This is a genomic window from Nitrospirota bacterium (assembly GCA_040757335.1).
In the GTDB taxonomy this organism is placed as follows: Bacteria; Nitrospirota; Nitrospiria; order 2-01-FULL-66-17; family 2-01-FULL-66-17; genus JBFLXB01.
Genome location: JBFLXB010000034.1, coordinates 11,770 through 29,517 on the forward strand (window position 1 = coordinate 11,770; position 17,748 = coordinate 29,517).

General features: G+C 65.1%; 9 protein-coding genes. 5 read left to right on the top strand and 4 right to left on the bottom strand.

Annotated features, from left to right (window positions below; all coding sequences use genetic code 11):
* Positions 1 to 207: 207 nt before the first annotated feature.
* From AB1451_14750 to AB1451_14765, 4 genes are all read left to right on the top strand, one after another.
* Positions 208 to 606, top strand: coding sequence for a DUF302 domain-containing protein (locus AB1451_14750; GenBank protein MEW6684155.1), 399 nt, complete (start codon positions 208 to 210; stop codon positions 604 to 606).
* A 288-nt stretch (positions 607 to 894) separates the two neighbouring features.
* Complete coding sequence (locus AB1451_14755; GenBank protein MEW6684156.1) at positions 895 to 1,863, top strand: transposase; 969 nt, start codon at positions 895 to 897, stop codon at positions 1,861 to 1,863.
* Between the two features lie 63 nt (positions 1,864 to 1,926).
* Positions 1,927 to 11,784: an Ig-like domain-containing protein gene (locus AB1451_14760; protein MEW6684157.1), complete on the top strand. Its 9,858-nt coding sequence runs from the start codon at positions 1,927 to 1,929 to the stop codon at positions 11,782 to 11,784.
* Positions 11,785 to 12,001: 217 nt separating this feature from the next.
* Positions 12,002 to 12,463: an Ig-like domain-containing protein gene (locus tag AB1451_14765; GenBank protein MEW6684158.1), complete on the top strand. Its 462-nt coding sequence runs from the start codon at positions 12,002 to 12,004 to the stop codon at positions 12,461 to 12,463.
* A 154-nt stretch (positions 12,464 to 12,617) separates the two neighbouring features.
* On the opposite strand, the gene AB1451_14770 is transcribed toward AB1451_14765, so the two are convergent.
* Positions 12,618 to 13,274 (bottom strand): transposase, encoded by a 657-nt coding sequence (locus AB1451_14770; protein ID MEW6684159.1) that lies wholly within the window; start codon positions 13,272 to 13,274, stop codon positions 12,618 to 12,620.
* Between the two features lie 646 nt (positions 13,275 to 13,920).
* Entirely contained in the window at positions 13,921 to 14,577 is a 657-nt protein-coding gene (locus tag AB1451_14775; GenBank protein ID MEW6684160.1) for a transposase, read from the bottom strand.
* 273 nt (positions 14,578 to 14,850) lie between these two features.
* Between AB1451_14775 and AB1451_14780 the strand changes: the two genes are divergently transcribed.
* Positions 14,851 to 15,312 (top strand): Ig-like domain-containing protein, encoded by a 462-nt coding sequence (locus tag AB1451_14780; GenBank protein MEW6684161.1) that lies wholly within the window; start codon positions 14,851 to 14,853, stop codon positions 15,310 to 15,312.
* Between the two features lie 49 nt (positions 15,313 to 15,361).
* Here the strand turns inward: AB1451_14780 and AB1451_14785 are convergent, their stop codons facing one another.
* A complete protein-coding gene (locus AB1451_14785) occupies positions 15,362 to 16,303 on the bottom strand; it encodes an IS110 family transposase (protein ID MEW6684162.1) in 942 nt (313 codons plus the stop codon).
* A 519-nt stretch (positions 16,304 to 16,822) separates the two neighbouring features.
* Positions 16,823 to 17,233, bottom strand: a complete 411-nt coding sequence (locus AB1451_14790; GenBank protein ID MEW6684163.1) for a transposase — start codon at positions 17,231 to 17,233, stop codon at positions 16,823 to 16,825.
* Between the last annotated feature and the right edge of the window lie 515 nt (positions 17,234 to 17,748).

Sequence of the window (17,748 nt, forward strand, 5' to 3'; positions counted from 1 at the left end):
TGCAGGCTGTTGAAAAAGTCCGTCCGCTGCGTTCTCGGACCCGTCGGAATCCTCACGTACGCACCCAGTACGCTCCGGTTCCGGCGGGTCCTGCGGCCTTGCGGCCGGAGCTTTTTGAACAGCCTGGACGCGTTGTCTCAACGCGCGCTAGAACAATCGTCCAGCGCCGTGGTAGGCTAGGCCCGCACACCCACCAGGAGAGACGTCATGGCTCAGGCGTACGGCATCCGAACGACAGTGAAGACATCCTACGACGACACCATTCCCCGCGTGACCGAGGCGCTCAAACAAGAGGGCTTCGGGATTCTCACGCAAATCGACGTGAAGGACACGCTGAAGAAAAAACTCAACGTGGATTTCCCCAAATACATCATCTTGGGCGCGTGCAACCCGCCGCTGGCCCACAAGGCGCTGTCGTCGGAGACGGAGATCGGCTTGTTGTTGCCGTGTAATGTCATCGTGTACGAGGGCAAGGACGGCCAGACGGTCGTGGCCGCGCAGGACCCCGATGCCGCGCTCGGGATCGTGGGCAACCCCGCGCTCGCGCCGATCGCCAAAGACGCGCGCGAGCGCCTGGCCCGGGTGATTGCATCGCTCAAAGCCTGAGCCGGCTAGGCCGGCTAGCGACAAATTTGTCTGACAAATTTGCCTGACAAGTTTGTCAAAACCCTGATTCTGACGCCAAACTCTCTGGCGCTCGATCGATCGACCAAAATCTGAAACCCACCGAACTTTGTGATTTAGAAAAGGAATATCCTCGCTAGGCCCACGGCGTTCGCGGCCCGTGGTTGGTGGCACATTGCTTGCGTTTTTTTTTAGAGCGTAGAGCGGGGTCAGCCCCTGACTTGTGACAAGTGTCGCATGTACGCGGTCGGCTGAAACTCGAATATAGATATGGCGAGACCACTGCGGATCGAGTACGAGGGAGCGTTCTACCACGTGACCTCGCGCGGCAACGATCGCCAGCCAGTTAGTTTCGGAGCGCGCGACGTCGCGCAGTGGCGGGAGTACCTCGGCGAGGCGATCGTGAGATACGACTGCCGCGTGCATGCCTACGTCTTCATGACCAACCACTACCACCTCGTGATCGAGACTCTGCGGCCGAATCTGAGCCGCGCCATGCACTTTCTCAATGGTTCGTACACGACGTACATCAACACCAAGCACCGGCGCAACGGGCACTTGTTTCAAGGGCGCTTCAAGGCGTTGGTGGTGGATCGCGACGCCTATCTGCTCGCCCTGTCGCGCTACGTGCATCTCAACCCGGTGCGGGCCGGGCTCGCGGCGCGGCCCGAGGCCTACCCCTTCAGCAGCTATCGCGAGTTCGTGACGGGGACAGGCGATGGATTGGTCACCACCGACGTGACCCTGGGCCTGATGCCGGGCGATCGGCACCGCGCGGCGGATCGCTACCGCCGGTTTGTGGAGGACGGGATGAAGCAGCCGCCGGCCGACCCATTGGCTCAGCGCCACGGCGGGCTCATCGTGGGCAGCGAGGCGTTCGTCCGCCAGGTGCTCGGCCGAGTGGACCGCGGGCGATTGGCGCGGACCGAGGTGTCAGGGCGACGCGCGTTGACGCGGGACGTGAACCGGGAGGAGGTCGTGCGGGCGGCGAGCGAGGTGTGTCAGGTGTCGCGGTCTGAGATCTTGGCCTCGCGAACACCGCGTGCCGACGCTCGGAGCGTGGCCATCTACGTCCTCAAAAGAACGACGGGCCTGACGAACCGTGATTTGGGGCAGTTCTTCGGCGGCGTCGGGCCCTCGGCGATCGCCCAGACCGCGCGACGAGTTGCGGCGCGTCTGGGTGGGGATCAGCGGCTGGCGGAGACGGTTGACCGCGTCCTGTCACAAGTCAAGGGCTGACCCCATTGAAGTCGGGATTCAGGTCTAGTATGGTTCGCGGTCTCACCTGCTGGAGTGCCCGTGGTGGAAGGCTTCCTCCCAGCCTCCCGGCCTTCGAAGGCGGTCAGCGTCGCGCACCTCGGCCTCGTCGGAGCGCTGCTGGGGGTCCTGCCGAACCCGGCGTGGGCTGGGACCTTCTCCTTGTTCCAGAAGACGTATACCCGGGGGACCGGCGCGCCGATCACCGAGGTCGATACGCTCGCGGTACGTGATCCCAGCACGACCTATCTCCTGAGGGTCTACAACGGCGGGCTGGTCGATGCGCCCACGGAGTTTGTCTCCAGCTCGGTGATCGCGATCAACGGCGCCACCGTGCTGGGGCCCAGCGAGTTCAATCAGAACGTCCAGTACATTGAGGAACCGGTCTCGCTGACCGCGTCCACGACCCTGAGCGTGGAAGTGCGGGGCAAGCCTGGCGGCCTGATCACCCTGGTCATCGAGGGCCGGGACGATACCCCACCGATGATCACCGCGAGCGTGACCCCCGGGCCCAACGCGGCGGGCTGGCACCGGATAGCGCCGACGGTCTCGTTCTCCTGCGTTGATGCCACATCAGGCGTCGCCTCGGTGACGGACCCGATCACGGTTGCGGCCGAGGGCGTCAACCAACCGATCACCGGCACCTGTACGGATGTGGCTGGAAACAGCGCGCAGGCTCAGGTGACGATCAACCTGGATCTCACCGCGCCGGTCATGAGTTTCGCGACCGATCCTGCTCCGAACGCAGCGGGCTGGCACCGGACCGATCCCACGGTGAGCTTTGGTGCGACCGACGCGCTCTCGGGTATCGACACGATCTCGCCGCCCGTGACCGTCACGACCGAGGCCGGCAATCAGGGGATCACGGGAACCGCGACCGACCGCGCGGGAAACTCGGCGTCGCTGACCGTACCCGTGTCCCTGGACAAGACGCCGCCTGGCGTGCAGATCGTCGCCCCCACCCAGGGCCAGTTCTTTGCCGCGTCGCCCATCACGGTGTCGGGGACCGCGAGCGACACCCTATCGAGCTCCACCGTCACGCTGAGTGGCCAGCCGGTCACCGTGGCCGGGGAGCAGTGGAACACGAGTATGGCGCTGGCGGGCGGGCTCAACACGATCACAGCGGTTGCGCAGGATGCGGCCGGCAACCAGGCCTCGGCCAGCGTGCTGGTCACGCTGGACAATGTGCCGCCGGTGATCACGCTCGATACGCCGGTGGATGGCAGCGCCACCAATCAGCCCACGCTGGCCGTACGCGGCACAATTACAGACAACGGCCTCTTGGCCTCGGCCGAGCTCCGGTGTCCTGGAGCGGCTGACAGCACGCCGTTGGACGTGCAGGCTGGCGACTTTACCGCCTCGTGCACGCGTTCCGACGATGGGCCCGCCGCGCTGACCATCGTGGCGGTGGACGCGGCAGGCAATCGCGCGGAACAGGGCGCGACCGTGACGCTGGATCGCGTGGCACCCGCGATCACCGCATCGATCACGCCGGCACCGAACGCGGCCGGCTGGCACCGCGCCGACGCCACGGTCACCTTTACGTGCACCGACGCGCTTTCGGGGATCGCCACCTGCCAGAATCCCGTTACGGTTTCGACTGCAGGCGCTGGCCAGATTATCTCCGGCACCGCGACTGATCGCGCGGGCAACAGCGCTTCAACCTCGATGACCGTCAACCTGGACCGCAAGCCTCCCACCATCACGGCCGCGGTCAGTCCTGCGGCCAATGCCGTGGGCTGGCATCGCACCGACCCAACCATCACTTTTACGTGTCTGGATGATCTGAGCGGTGTTGCCGTGTGCCCGCCGGCGCAGATCGTGGGCACCGAGGGAGCCGGTCAAACTGTGACTGGCACGGCGGAGGATGCGGCCGGCAATGCGGCCACCACCACGGTCAGCATTGCGCTGGACAAGACGCCTCCGGCGCTCACGGTCACCACGCCAGCGGATGGCCAGTTCGTAGCCAGTTCTCCGGTCACCATTTCGGGCACGGTGAGCGACGCGCTCTCCGCGCCAGTCGTCACCGTGAATAGCCAGCCGGTCTCGGTCACCAACGGGCAATGGACAGGCCAGGTCGCGTTGGCCGGTGGCGCGAACACCATCGCGATCGTGGCCACGGACGCGGCGGGCAACCAGACCACAGCCACGCGCACCGTGATCTTGGATCACACGCCGCCGGTCATCGCGCTCGACGCGCCGGCAGACGGCCTCATCACGAACCAATCCCCGGTGGCGGTGCGCGGGACGGTCAGCGACGATGGCCAGATCGCGTCGATTGAGCTTTCTTGCGCAGGCGCGCCGCAGGCAGTGCCCGCCCAGTCAGGAGCGTTCGTGGCGTCGTGCCCGCTGGGTGGGGAAGGCCCGAAGGTCCTGTCGCTGACCGTGCGTGATGCCGCGGGCAACCAGGCGTCGGTCGAGCGGCATCTGGTTTACGACACCACGCCGCCTGGTTTGACCGTGACCAGCCCTGCGAATAACCTGCTCACCAACAATCCCGCAGTGCGCGTTGCGGGCACGTTGGATGACCCCACTGCCAGCCTGGTGGTGGGCGGGGTCTCCGCGCCGGCCGCAGCCTCGTGGAGTGCGGATCGCCTGCTGAGCGACGGCCCGCACACCCTCGACATCGTGGCCACGGATCCGGCCGGCAACGCCAGTACTGTCACCCGCACCGTGACCATCGACACCGCACCGCCGGTGATCACGCTGGATGGAACGGATCGTGCGGTGACGGCCACAGCCGCTCTCACCGTGTCGGGAGGCGTGAACGAGGCCATCATGGCCATCACGGTGAACGGGGTGACGGCTGTTGTCAGCGGGTTGCGCTTTGAGGCGAGCGTCACGCTGACCGAGGGCGATAACTTGCTGACCGTCGTCGCCGCGGACGTGGCTGGCAACTCCGCCACCGCTATTCGGACCGTCACGCTGGACACCCAACCACCGCACCTGATCATCACGACTCCGGCCCCGGGCGCGCTGACCAACAGCCGCACGATCCGTGTGGCTGGAACCGTTGACGACCCCAGCGCCACTGTGACCGTGAACGGCCAGCCAGCGCCCATCACCGGGAGCGCCTGGGAATACACCGTGTCCCTGGCCGAGGGCGATAACGCGGTTGCCATCCGGGCGGTCGATGCGGTGGGCAACGGCGCGACGCGAGCTCTCTCCATCGTGGTGGACTCGATCCCTCCGGTCGTGCAGGCGAACGCGCCCGCCGACGTGGCCGCGGGGGAGAATGTCACCCTGGTCGGCTCGGCCGACGATGCGGGCGGGCTGGTGCGCCTCATCTTGGCGATCGGCAACGTGACCGTGGCCGACGCCACGCTGGCCGACCCGCACGCCTCGCGCCAGGGCGCGTACACCATCCCGGTTACGGCCGCGGTAGGGGACACCGTGACCTTGACCGTGACCGCCGTCGACCGCGCGGGAAATTCAGGCACGGCCACCGCCACGTTGCGGGTGACCGCCGCAGCCACGCTGCCAGGGTTTGTCCATGGGGAGGTGTTCGACGATTCGCTGGGGCTACCGATGGCCGGCGCGAACGCATCGGCCGCCGGAGCGACCACCTCGGTGGGTGACAACGGCATCTACCTGCTCACACAATCAGCCGGCAGCGTGGTCGTGCGAGTGACCAAGCCAGGCTATACCGCATCGGAGCGCAAGGGCACGGTTCAAGCCGGCCGCAAGCTCACGCTCCTGGATGCGCGCCTCACGCCCGTCGATCCCAACGAGGTCACCCTCGATGCAGGGGGCGGGGTGGCGCCCGGCGCGTCGGCGCCGATCCGACTCGACGTGCCGGCCGGCTTGTTCCAGGTCCCGACCGCGGTTCGGGTCACCACGCTCTCACGCCAAGGCCTCGTCGCACCCCTGCCATTGGGGTGGACGCCGATCGCAGCCGCCCAGATCGACGCGTCGATCACGACGTGGACCATTCCGGCGACGTTCGTCGTCTCGCGCGCCGTGCCCTCGACCGCGGCCGTTACGGTGGTGCGCTACGATGAGGCCAGCCACCAGTGGGTGGTCGTGGGGCCCGCGCGCTGGTCGGCGTCCACCCTGGACATCGATCTGTCCGGCCCGGGGCAGTTCGCGATGGTGCTGCCCGATTCCGGAACCGTGGCGCCGCCCGCACCCATCGCGGGGCAGCCGTTGGCCGGGAGCGTTAGCGCGGGCTATCCTGACGGCATCGCAGCCACGGGCAGCGTGGTGCCGCGCGCCGCGCCACCGAGTACGGAGGGGCCGATCCAGCCCGCAGCCCAGGGCACGGTGACGCTGACCCAGGCCGCAGGCACCGCGCCACTCCCCAGCGGGATGGTGCTGACCGCCGCAGTCACCGAGCGCTTCGATCCGCGCCAGGGCGAGGTCGTGATCGGCCCGGGCTACCGGGAAGATCTGATCCTCTACCGGATGACGGACGACGGCGTGCACGGCAACCTGACCGCGACGTTCCCCATCACGCCGTCGCAGCGCTATAGCTTGAGCGAGTTGCTCCTGGGCACGATCACGCTGGACATCCGCACCCACGAGGGCGACACGCCCGCGGCCGTGGTGGGGTCAGCCGGCGCCACCGTAACCACGCCCGAGGGCGCGTATCTGTCGATCCCGTCCCTGGCCCTGACAGCGGACATCCCCGTGGGGTTCACGGTGCTGCCCGCGCCCTCGGTGCCGGTCCCCAGCGAGTGGCAGGCCTTGGCCGCAGTGGCGTTGGACCTCCCGCAGACCGTGTTGGGCTCGCCGGCTACGTTGACGGTCCCAACCCCCGCGACGTACCAGCCGGGGAGCCAACTCCTCATCGCCCAGATCGTGCCGATCGGGGGCAGCCAACGCCTGCGTCTGGTGGCGGTGGGCCGGGTCAGCGGGGGACTGGTGACGACCGAGACCACCGTTTCCGGAATCACACTGCCCGGCATTCGGCAAGGCGGAGAATACGTGATCCTCCGACCGCCGGCACCCGTGGGGTTCATCAGCGGCGTGGTGCGCGGCAACGACCAGGCCGCGCGCGCGGGAGCGGTGGTTGACGCGAGCGGGCTCCCGCTGGTGGATCAGACCGGCGCGGATGGTCGCTACGTGGTGGTCGGGGTGGTGGGTGCGAACACGGTCACGGCCCAGGATCCGACCACCGCGGAACAGGCATCGGCCGCCATCGAGATCTCGCAGCAGGATGCGGTGGTGGTCCGCGACCTGACGCTGGCCGTGGTGCCCTTTGCCGTGACCACGATCGAGCCCGCGCAGGGCGCAACCGGCGTGTCGATCCGCGCCATTCTGCGGGTCACGTTCAACCGCGCCGTGGACACCGCCTCCCTCACCGCGACCGCCATCACGCTTCGGGATACCGCCTCCGACGTGGGCGTGCTGGCCATTGCCAGTGCGGATGGCACCCAACTCACCCTCTACCCCCGCGCCCTGGTGGGCAACACCACCTACACCCTGACGTTGACCACCGGTCTCAAGGACCGGCTCAGTCGCCCGCTGGCCGCGGCCGCGACCACATCCTTTGCCACCGCCAATGTCATCCCGCCGCCGCGGCCTGCGGCCGGGCGGATGAACGTGAGCTTCCCGGACGACGCCGGGATGATCACGGTGACCGCCACACAAGGCACCGTGGACCCGGTGTACCCCGTGGTGCTCTTGAACCTCGCCACCGGCGAGACCACGTCCGTCACCGTCTTGGCCGACGGCAGCTTTACTGCCCGCATCTTCGGCTCCATCGGCGACGAGCTGCAGCTCTTGATTCGGGATGCCGACGGCAACCAAACGGTTGCAGACCTCCCGCCCATGCGGGCAGCCGACGGCCGGACGTTCGTTGGCACTACCGGCGGCGAGGTGGGCGGCCCGGATGACTCTCGCCTCGTCATCCCTGCCCAAGCGCTCAAGGTCCCCGCAGTCTTTACTCTGACGCCTGTCTCGTTGTCTGATCCGAGCGCCCCCTCGCCCCCTCCCCCGCTCCCCCCATCGGTGTTGACGATCGGAGCCTGGCGCATCACCAGCCAGGGCATCCCGTGGCGGGTGGAGGCCACCTTTGCCGTACCCAAGCCGGCTGATTTTCCCACCGGCGCACGGCCGTTTGTCCTCAAACGGCTCACGTTGCCGGATGGGACGGAGCGCTGGGCCATGATCACCACGGCCAAGGTCGTGGGCAACGAGATCGTCACTGCGAGCCCGCCGTTCCCGGGCGTCACCAGCGAAGGCACCTATGCCGTGGTTGCCTATCCCGCGGGCGTACAAACGGTCGTGGTCTCGGGCATTGTCTTCCGGGACAGCAACTCCAACGGCGTGTACGACGGGGGCGACGTGGTGGCCGCCGGGGCCTATGTCGGCGAGGGCAGCTTTGCGAGCCTTGCCGCCGCGCCCTCGCCGCTGGCGGTGGCGCAGGCCGACGGCACCTATGCGCTGCTCTTGAGTGCGCCAGGCGGCAGCACCTCTTTCACCGCCCCCGTGACCGCGCTCGATCCGCGGGGCACCTTGAGCCGTACCGAAACCTTGCCCACCATTGACCCGACCACGACCAGTTCGTTGGCGGCCAATGTGCTGCTGGAAGACCTCGTGGTGAGTCGGCAACAAGATCAGGCTGCGCCGACACTGAGCCTCGCGGCCAAGGGGCCAGAGCTGTTCGCAGGCACCAGCCTGGTGAACAGCCCCCTCACGCTGAGCCTGACCGCCCAGGACGACCAGCTCGTGGCGAGCCTCGCGCTTACGCAGAACGGCCAGGTGCAGACCCTGGCACCGCAAGGCTTGGGCACGGAGCGAACCACGGCGGACGTGACCCTGACGCCGCTCGATCCCGGCCTGCTGACCTTGGTGGCGACCGTGGACGACCTCACCGGCAAGCGCGCGACGCAGCGGCTCACGCTCCGGATCGTGACCGCCAGCGAACGCAGCCAACTGCCGCCGCCGATCCCCAACACGCCGCCCACGGCCGTCACCGCCGGGATTTCCCCGCCGGATGGCTCCACGGATCTCACCATCGACACGGTGGTCCGGATCCCGTTCTCCGAGCCGGTGCAGGCCACGGCCACCGCTCTCTATCTCCAAGACCGGGCGACCGGCCAGACCGTGCCGGCTGAAATCGGTGGGACCGGGGCCGAGATCATTCTGACCCCCACCGGCTATCTGCACTACGGCGCGACCTACGACGTCGTGCTCACAGATCAGATTACCGACACCGAGGGCAAGCCGTTGGCCAACCCGCTCTCCGTGAGCTTTTCCACTATGCCGCTGAGCGTCGTGAGTCGCACCCCACTCGCCAACGGCCGCGGCGTGTCTCTCGACGGGACCACGCTCATCGGTCTGGAACAGACCCAGGGACTCGTGACCCTCGATGTCAGCGAGCCAGGCGCGCCCATGGCACTGGGACGCCTCGATCTCTTGGGCCAGACCAACAATGGGTTCGCGCTGGGCCAGGAAGCCGTGGTCGTCGCGCACAAGTACGGCACGCAGACCTTCGGGACGGGCGCGTTAAGTCTCGATACGTTTGACGCGGGGTTGGCGGCCGGCACGTTCGGCGGGTCGTCCGGCTTTCCCGTGGATGTGTCCTCCTCGGTCAGCGCCTCGGCGCTCTTCGGGCTCATTCGCCTGGTGGATGTCGGCACGCCGACGGCGCCGACCTTTGTGAAGGGGGCCGCCATCACCTGGCCGCCGAACCCCGAGATCGAGCAAGTCTTTGGCCGGAGCCCGGGCGAAGGGATCCCGTTGCGGGTCGCGGTGGTCGGGCCGACTGCGTATGTGGCCGTCGTGCCGACCGGCATCCAGGTGGTGGACCTCGCCACGCTCAAGACCCGCACCGACCGCCGCACCCCGATCGTGCAACAGACCGTGAGCATCGGCGGCGCCCCGCGCGACGTGGCCGCGGCGGGCGACCTGGTCCTGGCCGTGAGCAACCAAGGCCTGACCGTACTCAACGGCGCGGCCTTTGGCGAGCGCCTGGCCACGCTGCCCCTGCCCGGCGCCTTCCGCGTGAGCGCTGCCTCGGGGTACCGCGTGCTCGATCCGCTCACCGGCGCTGAGCAGGACAAGACCCTGGCCCTGGTCACCGCGGGCTCTGTGCTCCATGTCGTGGACGTGACCGCCCCCGCGTCGCCCACGGTGCTGGGCTCGCTCAATCTCGGCGAACCGCTGTTCAGCATCATCGGCATCCCCGGAAGGCGAATGGCCTTTGCAGGCAACGGGTTCAATACCCTGCATGCCATCGACCTGACCGATCCCACGAAGCCCAAGCGCATTGGCCTGCTCAAGGGCGAAGTGGCCCCGCGGTATTTGGCCGCGGATGAACAAACAGTGTTCCTGTCGGACGATGTGGTGGCCGTGCAGTATTGGGCGGAGGGGACGGTGAAGTTTGTGGATCCGACAAACGACCAGCAGACGTACGACGGGGCGGTGACAGATGGGGTGACACGGCTGAAGGTGCGGGTCACCGGCCAGGTCTTGGAGGGCCGCGACACGGTGTCGCTGCAGCTTAAGGACCCCGCGCACCGGAGCACCGACGTGGGCCTGGGCGGGCTCTGCGTGCTCGGCACGGCCGCCGGCCAGGCATGCGGGGCCACCCGCTTACCGGTCCCCGTCACACGACCTGCCGGCGAGCCGGCCTATGCCGAAGCCCTCTACCAGGTGCCGGAGACGTTCGTGCGGTTTGGGTCGGATGACCTCAAGGCCAAGGACGAGCCGGCGGCCAGCCGGTTTGTGGATGTCACGGTGTTGGACACCAGCAACATGGAGTTGGTGTCTCGGGTGCTGCGGCTCAAACGACCGCCGGTGCTGCTGGTGCATGGGGTGTGGGCGGATCCCACGACGTGGAGCTTCTTGGATACTTCCTTGAAGGAAGGCGGGAAGTTTCGAACGCTCCTGGCTGATTACAGTACTAACAACGCGGGTCATTTTAGCGAGAATTACGGCGTAATTGGTGAGTATTTAGAGCAACTGGTGGGCGACGTCACGGCTCAACGGCTCGCGGGGACCAAGGCCGACATCATTGGCCACAGCATGGGCGGTCTGCTGGTTCGTGAATATTGCCGAAACGAGTCGGATATCTGCAAGAGGCGTCTCCGCAAATTGATTACGATCGACACCCCCCATAAGGGCAGCGAAGCGGCCAAGGTCGTCCAGGCGGTCCGCGACCAGCGCGCTCCGACGAGTCTCGGCCTCCCTGATTTCACATACGATAATCCCACCTGCCGGCTTTTGATTCCCCTCCTACATAAGAACGGGATGGTCACCACGGGTGGCGCGGTGGATGATCTGGCCTCCGGAAGCTCAGCCTTACAAGCAAGTAACCAGGAGCGACTGGGCGTGCCAAGTCATGCCGTGGTTGGCCTCACCGACCCTGGAATCATCTCCCATAACCGGCAAGTCCGCGGTCTGTGGATTGGCCTGATGCTCTTCTGCGGATTGCGGGCGGACCCTGAGATGGGCGTGACAGCAGACCAGCTGCCCGTCTTTGCTCGGGACGTGGGCCGCGTGGTCGAAGACCTCATTACCGTGGGCCAGACGACGGTCGAAGTCGGCGGCATCATGTTTAACGCCCTACGAGATTGTGTCGGTGTGACGGCCGACTCGGGCGGGACGTTTCTAGGTCTCGTTCAAGCAGGGATTGTGTGCGCTGACAGCACCGCGTGGGCCGCGCTCAACGTCCCAGCGGCTATTGTGCAAAATGTTCGCGACTACTTGACGGCGGTGTCCCAAGGAGGGAATATCGGCCTCCCAACCCTATGGAACGAACCCAACGACCGTATCGTGTCGCGAACCAGCGAGCAGGGCGGACTGGCCTCCGGAGCAGTCCACGAAACTCCCAGCGTTGACCATCTCACGGTCCACCAATCTTCCGCGGTGGCGTCACATGTCCAACAGCGGTTAGAGGAACCTGCGACAATGGCAGCACCAGGATCGTTTGTGTTGGAAGGCTTCGGACCATAAGGAGCGATACATGCAAAAACGGATAGGGCCACTGGCGAGTGGCTTCCTTCTCTGGACGGTATGCTTCTGGCCAGTCGATGGGTGGGCCTTTCGGTTGACAAGCCCAGCAAGCGGAGCCCAGGTTGAAGCTGGCAGCACGGTCACGGCCCGGTTGGACCCAGAAGGTGCCGGCGTACTCATCGGTGTGCTGTTTAGCTCGTCGGGAAGGGGAACTAGCGTGGACGATCCGGCCAACAATTCGGAGGTCGACGTCCTGCCGCCGTACACCTGGACCTTTCAAGTCCCGCCCAACTACGTCGGCCCCCTCACGATTTCAGCAATCGGGCGCGTGCTGGGTCAGAAGACCGGTACGGCGCCTGAAGCGGAGGTGACGATTCAGGTGGTCCTGCCAGCCAACGTGACCTTAAACGCCATTCGCGTGCGGGATGATCAGCGGATCCTGTTCATGCGTGTTGGAGGCAAGCGGAAAAGTTATGTCTATGGCCAGTTCTCGGATGGGGTTGAGCGTCTGGTGTCGTCGACGACAAGTGGAACCCGATACGAAGTTGCCGATCCGAGTATTGCCGTCGTCGATGGCGAGGGTGTTGTGACCATGTTGGCGACCGGAACCACCACGATCACGATCACGAACGGCGACAAACGGCTACAGATTGAAGTGCGGCCGGCGCCCGCTCTGTAGCTATGCCAGGAACCGAAAAGGGAACCGGAACCAGAAAAGGAACCAGAAAAGGGGGAACCAGAAAAGGACCAGGGGACAGGACAGGCTACTTTTCTGGGGAGGGTTTATGAGGGCGACCGCGAGCGCGGAGCGTCGGGACCGAAAAGGGGACAGGCTACTTTTCGAGGTGTGGTTTGGGTGGCCTCCCGCGTGGGCGAATGGTGGGTTGCAGGCCAAGGGTGCGGGCGACCCGCGCGATCCAGTCGGGCGCGCCAAACGGGGCTTGGCGGTTCACGCAGGTGCGGAGTTGACTGAGGTCATCATCCGGGAGCGGGGTGGCGAGCCAGCGGAGCCCCCAGTCGTCGGGCGGGGTGACGGGCCACGGATCGGGGGGATACGCCGCATTCAGGCTGGACCAGGGCCAGTACGCGGCGTGGGTCACGAGCCCCGCCCGCACGGGGTTGAGTAGGACATAGCGGAGCACCGTGAGTACGTGAATGTCTTGTTGAATGGGAAAGCTCTTGAATCGCCCTTGCCAGACATGGCCGCTACTGTGGTCGTGCCGATGGTAGCGGCGGACGTGACTGGTCAGCCACCACGGCATCAGCGCACGGAGCGCGTCGGGCGTCTGGGGTTGCAGCACGAGGTGGAAGTGGTTCGGCATCACGCAGAAGCCGAGCAGCGCCACCTGGAACGTGTGCTTGGCAGCGTAGAGGAGGTCGCAGAACACGCGGTAGTCAGTGTCCTTGTGAAAAAGGGTGGCGCGACCGTTGCCGCGATTGAGGACATGGTAGGCGAGGCCGGGCATCTGCCCGCGGGGGATGCGAGGCATGGCCGGGATCGTACCGCATCACGGGATGGGGGGGCCAGAAAAAGTAGCCTGTCCCCTTTTCGGTCCCCTGGCCGGGATCGTACCGCATCACGGGATGGGGGGGCCAGAAAAAGTAGCCTGTCCCCTTTTCGGTCCCCGTTTGCCCAATTCCTAAGCGACGCGAGAGAGGAACTTGGGTACGAGCCATTTCTTGGGCCAGCCCACGATGAGCAGGCTGTCGGTAGCCAAGCGCTGCAAAGACTGGCAAGTTTCACACTCCCGATTCCGATGCATGCGGTAGTCGGTAAGACACCCGACAATCACTACGGATACAAGCTTGGTCTTATGTGGCATCTACTCTGGCAGTATTTCTACCTCGTTCCGGATGACTCTTTTCCGCTGACAGGTCAGAGGGTAATTGTGCCACCTGAGGGTCAGCCCGTAACCATAGATGTAGACTATAGGCCGGTCTTTCAGGTGATATGGGATCCGGATCACTTTCCAGTAGGTGGCGATCCGGATCACGGTCGAAGCGATCGGCTGGTCTCCATGAGAAGCCAGCGGGATGGGAGTCACGACCATGCATCAGTCATTGCGGGGGTAGATCATGTCACCTTACACGGCGACCCAGAGTATCCACTAAGAAGGAACCAGAAAAGGGGACAGGCTACTTTTCTGGGGAGGGTTTATGAGGGCGACCGCGAGCGCGGAGCGTCGAGTGCAGGCCGAGGGCGGTGGCCATGCGCGCGATCCAGTCGGGCGCACCGAACGGGGCTTGGCGATTCACGCAGGTGCGCACCTGCGTGAGGTCCTCCTCGGGCAACGGACTGGCGAGCCAGCGGAGGGCCCAGTCATCGGGCGGGACCAGCGGCCACGGATCGGGCGGATACGCGGGGTTGAGGCTGGACCAAAGCCACTGCGCGGCACGCGTGACCAGGCCCGCCCGAACCGGGTTGAGCAGCACGTAGCGGATGACCGTGAGTAAGTGGTCGTCTTGCTGGATCGGAAAGCTCTTGAACCGGCCTTGCCAGACATGCCCGCTACTGTGGTAGTGCCGATGGTAGCGACGGACATGGCTGGTGAGCCACCATTGCATCAGCGCACTCAGTGCCGACGGCGTCTTGGGTTGCACCACGAGGTGGAAGTGATTGGGCATCACACAAAAGCCGAGGACTTCCACCGGGACCTTCTTTTTGGCGGCGTAGAGCAGATCACAGAACGCGCGGTAGTCGGCGTCCTTGTGGAAGAGGGTGGCCCGACCGTTGCCGCGATTGAGGACATGATAGGCAAGGCCGGGTTGCTGCCCACGGGGGATGCGAGGCATGGCGGGGATCGTACCGCATCACGGGATGGGGGGCAAGAAAAAGTAGCCTGTCCCCTTTTCGGTCCCATGCAAAAACGGATAGGGCCACTGGCGAGTGGCTTCCTTCTCTGGACGGTATGCTTCTGGCCAGTCGATGGGTGGGCCTTTCGGTTGACAAGCCCAGCAAGCGGAGCCCAGGTTGAAGCTGGCAGCACGGTCACGGCCCGGTTGGACCCAGAAGGTGCCGGCGTACTCATCGGTGTGCTGTTTAGCTCGTCGGGAAGGGGAACTAGCGTGGACGATCCGGCCAACAATTCGGAGGTCGACGTCCTGCCGCCGTACACCTGGACCTTTCAAGTCCCGCCCAACTACGTCGGCCCCCTCACCATTTCAGCAATCGGACGCGTGCTGGGTCAGAAGACCGGTGCGGCGCCTGAAGCGGAGGTGACAATTCAAGTCTTGGTACCAGCCAACGTGACTTTACAGGCCCTCCGGGTACGTGAGGATCAACGCAGAATCCATCCGGCAGTTGGAGAGAAGCGAAAGCTATACGTTTATGGCCAATTCTCCGATGGGGTGGAGCGTCTCGTCTCGTCGACGAATAGCGGGACTCAATACGAGGTGGTCAACCCCAGCATTGCCTCGGTGGACACCGAAGGACTCATCACCGTACTCGCTCCCGGAACCACGGCGGTCAAGATCAAGAATGGCGACAAGCAGCTACAAATTGAAGTTAAAGCCCGGCCCGCACAGTGATCTAACGAGGAAGACCGAAAAGCAACTGTCTTGAGAGTCAACTCGTTTCTTAGGCATGACTGGTCCGCCACGGGGTGCGATGTTTGAGCATGGCATTGAGGATGGTGAGCAGTTTGCGCATACAGGCGACGAGCGCGACCTTGGGGGCTTTACCGGCGGCGCGCAGGTGTTGATAGAAGGCTTTGAGGACGGGATTGTGCCGCACCGCGACCAAGGTACACATGAACAACGGCGCACGGATCTGAGCCCGGCCGCCCCACACCGTGCGTTTGCCGCGCAGGGTGCCGCTATCGCGGTTGAGCGGGGCGACGCCGACCAGGGCCGCGACCTGTTTGCGATCGAGGGTGCCCAGTTCCGGCAGTTCCGCGAGCAGCGTGCGCGCCATCGTCGGGCCGATGCCCGGGGTGCTTCGCAGCAGCTGATCGTTGGCCCGCCACAGCGGACTCCGCTGAATGGTGTCGGCCAAGGTGTCATCCAGCCGCGCGAGGGCGGATTCCAGGAACCGGATGTGCCGACGGATCTCGGGGCGCACGGGTGGCGGGGCGGCGCTGAGGCGGTTCTTTTCCGCGACGAGCATCTCCACGACCTGGCGCCGGCGGGCCACCACGGCACTGAGCTCCTGGGTGAGCGCGTCGGGCAGGGCACGCGGCGCAGGCCGCACGGCGTGCCCAAACTGGGCCAAGATGGCCGCGTCCAAGCGATCGGTCTTGGCCAACTGCCCGGTGGCTTTGGCAAAGTCGCGGACCTGTCGGGGGTTCACGACCGCCACGGCGAGCTGCGCGGCTCCCAGCGCGCCCGCCAACGGCAGTTCCAAACCGCCTTTCGCTTCGAGCACGATCAGGGCAGGCCGCAGACTCTGGAGGCGCGCGACGAGTGTGGTGATGCCGGTCTCGGTATTCGCCTCGGTCCAGGGGGTGGCGGCTGGCCACACCGCGACGTCCAACGTGGCTTTCGACACATCAATTCCGACAAAGCATGCCCCTGGTTCCATACCGCCTCCTTCTCGATGGCCCGTCCTGGCGCGATGCGGGCTCGACTGCCCCGGGCAACTGTGCGGGCTGGGGGAGAAGACGACGTCACGACCCAAGCTTTTCTTCGGTCTCGGCGACCGTGGGGACAACGGCCTGTGACGTCGCGAAGATCCATCCGGCGTATTATGGCCGGAAGCAAAATCAAGATACCAAGGGACAGGCTACTTTTCTGGGGAAGGCTCGGAGGACTTGTGAGGTCGACCGCGGGGGCGCAGTGTGGAGTGCAGGCCGAGGGCGGTGGCCATGCGCGCGATCCAGTCGGGCGCCCCAAATGGGGCTTGGCGAATGGGCTTCGCGCCGTCAGGCGCTGGTCAAAGAGCCGTCGGCCACCCTGCACATGGCGCAGCATTGACGCACATGCGGACCTGTGTGAGGTCTTCCTCGGGCAGCGGCATAGCGAGCCAGTGGAGAGCCCAATCATCAGGCGGGGCGAGCGACCATGGATCGGGCGGATACGCAGGATTGAGGCTGGTCCACGGCTACTGTGCGGCCTGCGTCACGAGGCCGGCTCGTACCGGGTTGAGCAGCACGTAGTGGAGCACGGTGAGGAGGTGCTCGTCTTGTTGAATGGGAAAGCTCTTGAACCGGCCCTGCCAGAGATGGCCGCTGCTGTGGTAGTGCCGATGGTAGCGGCGGAGATGGCTGGTGAGCGACCACTGCATCATGGTACTGAAGGCGGATGGGGTCTGAGGTTGCACCACGAGGTGGAAATGATTCGGCATTACACAAAAGCCGAGCACCCGTACGGGGAACTTCATTTTGGCGGCGTCGAGCAGATCACAGAAGGCGCGGTAGTCGGCATCCTTGTGGAAGAGTGTGGCGCGACCGTTGCCGCGATTGAGAACGTGATAGGTGAGGCCGGGCATCTGCCCGCGGGGGATACGAGGCATGGCGGGGATCATACTCCAGACGGGGGATGAGCGGACAAGAAAAAGTAGCCTGTCCCCTGGCCTCAGGAACTGGTGCGATATGGTCCACCTTTTCTGTCCTGACACCTTTTCTGTCCATGAGAGCCTGATGTGAATAAATCCACTCGGCTAAGCATCTGGGGGCCACCATACTACCGATGGTTTCCCGATTCGCCGATATTTTGGACGATCATACTGATGACTCTTTTTCTCTCTACGTGTGTCGCGGCATTTCCTCCCATAGGTACGCCTCATCCGGTTTGGGCTAACTATCGTGGGCCCTTTGAAGGAAGAGTGGTTGACCAGGAAACATCGCTGCCTATCGAAGGGGCGGTCGTATTAGTGGAGTGGGTAAACGTCAATCGGTTCTCGTATCCGTTCTACGATACCTCGCTCTGGGATGTTGCTGAGGTCGTCACGAATTCTGAAGGTTCATTCTCAGTTCCCAAGCGTTCGATAGCAGATCCCCTGAGGAGCATTTTCATAGACGGCCACCT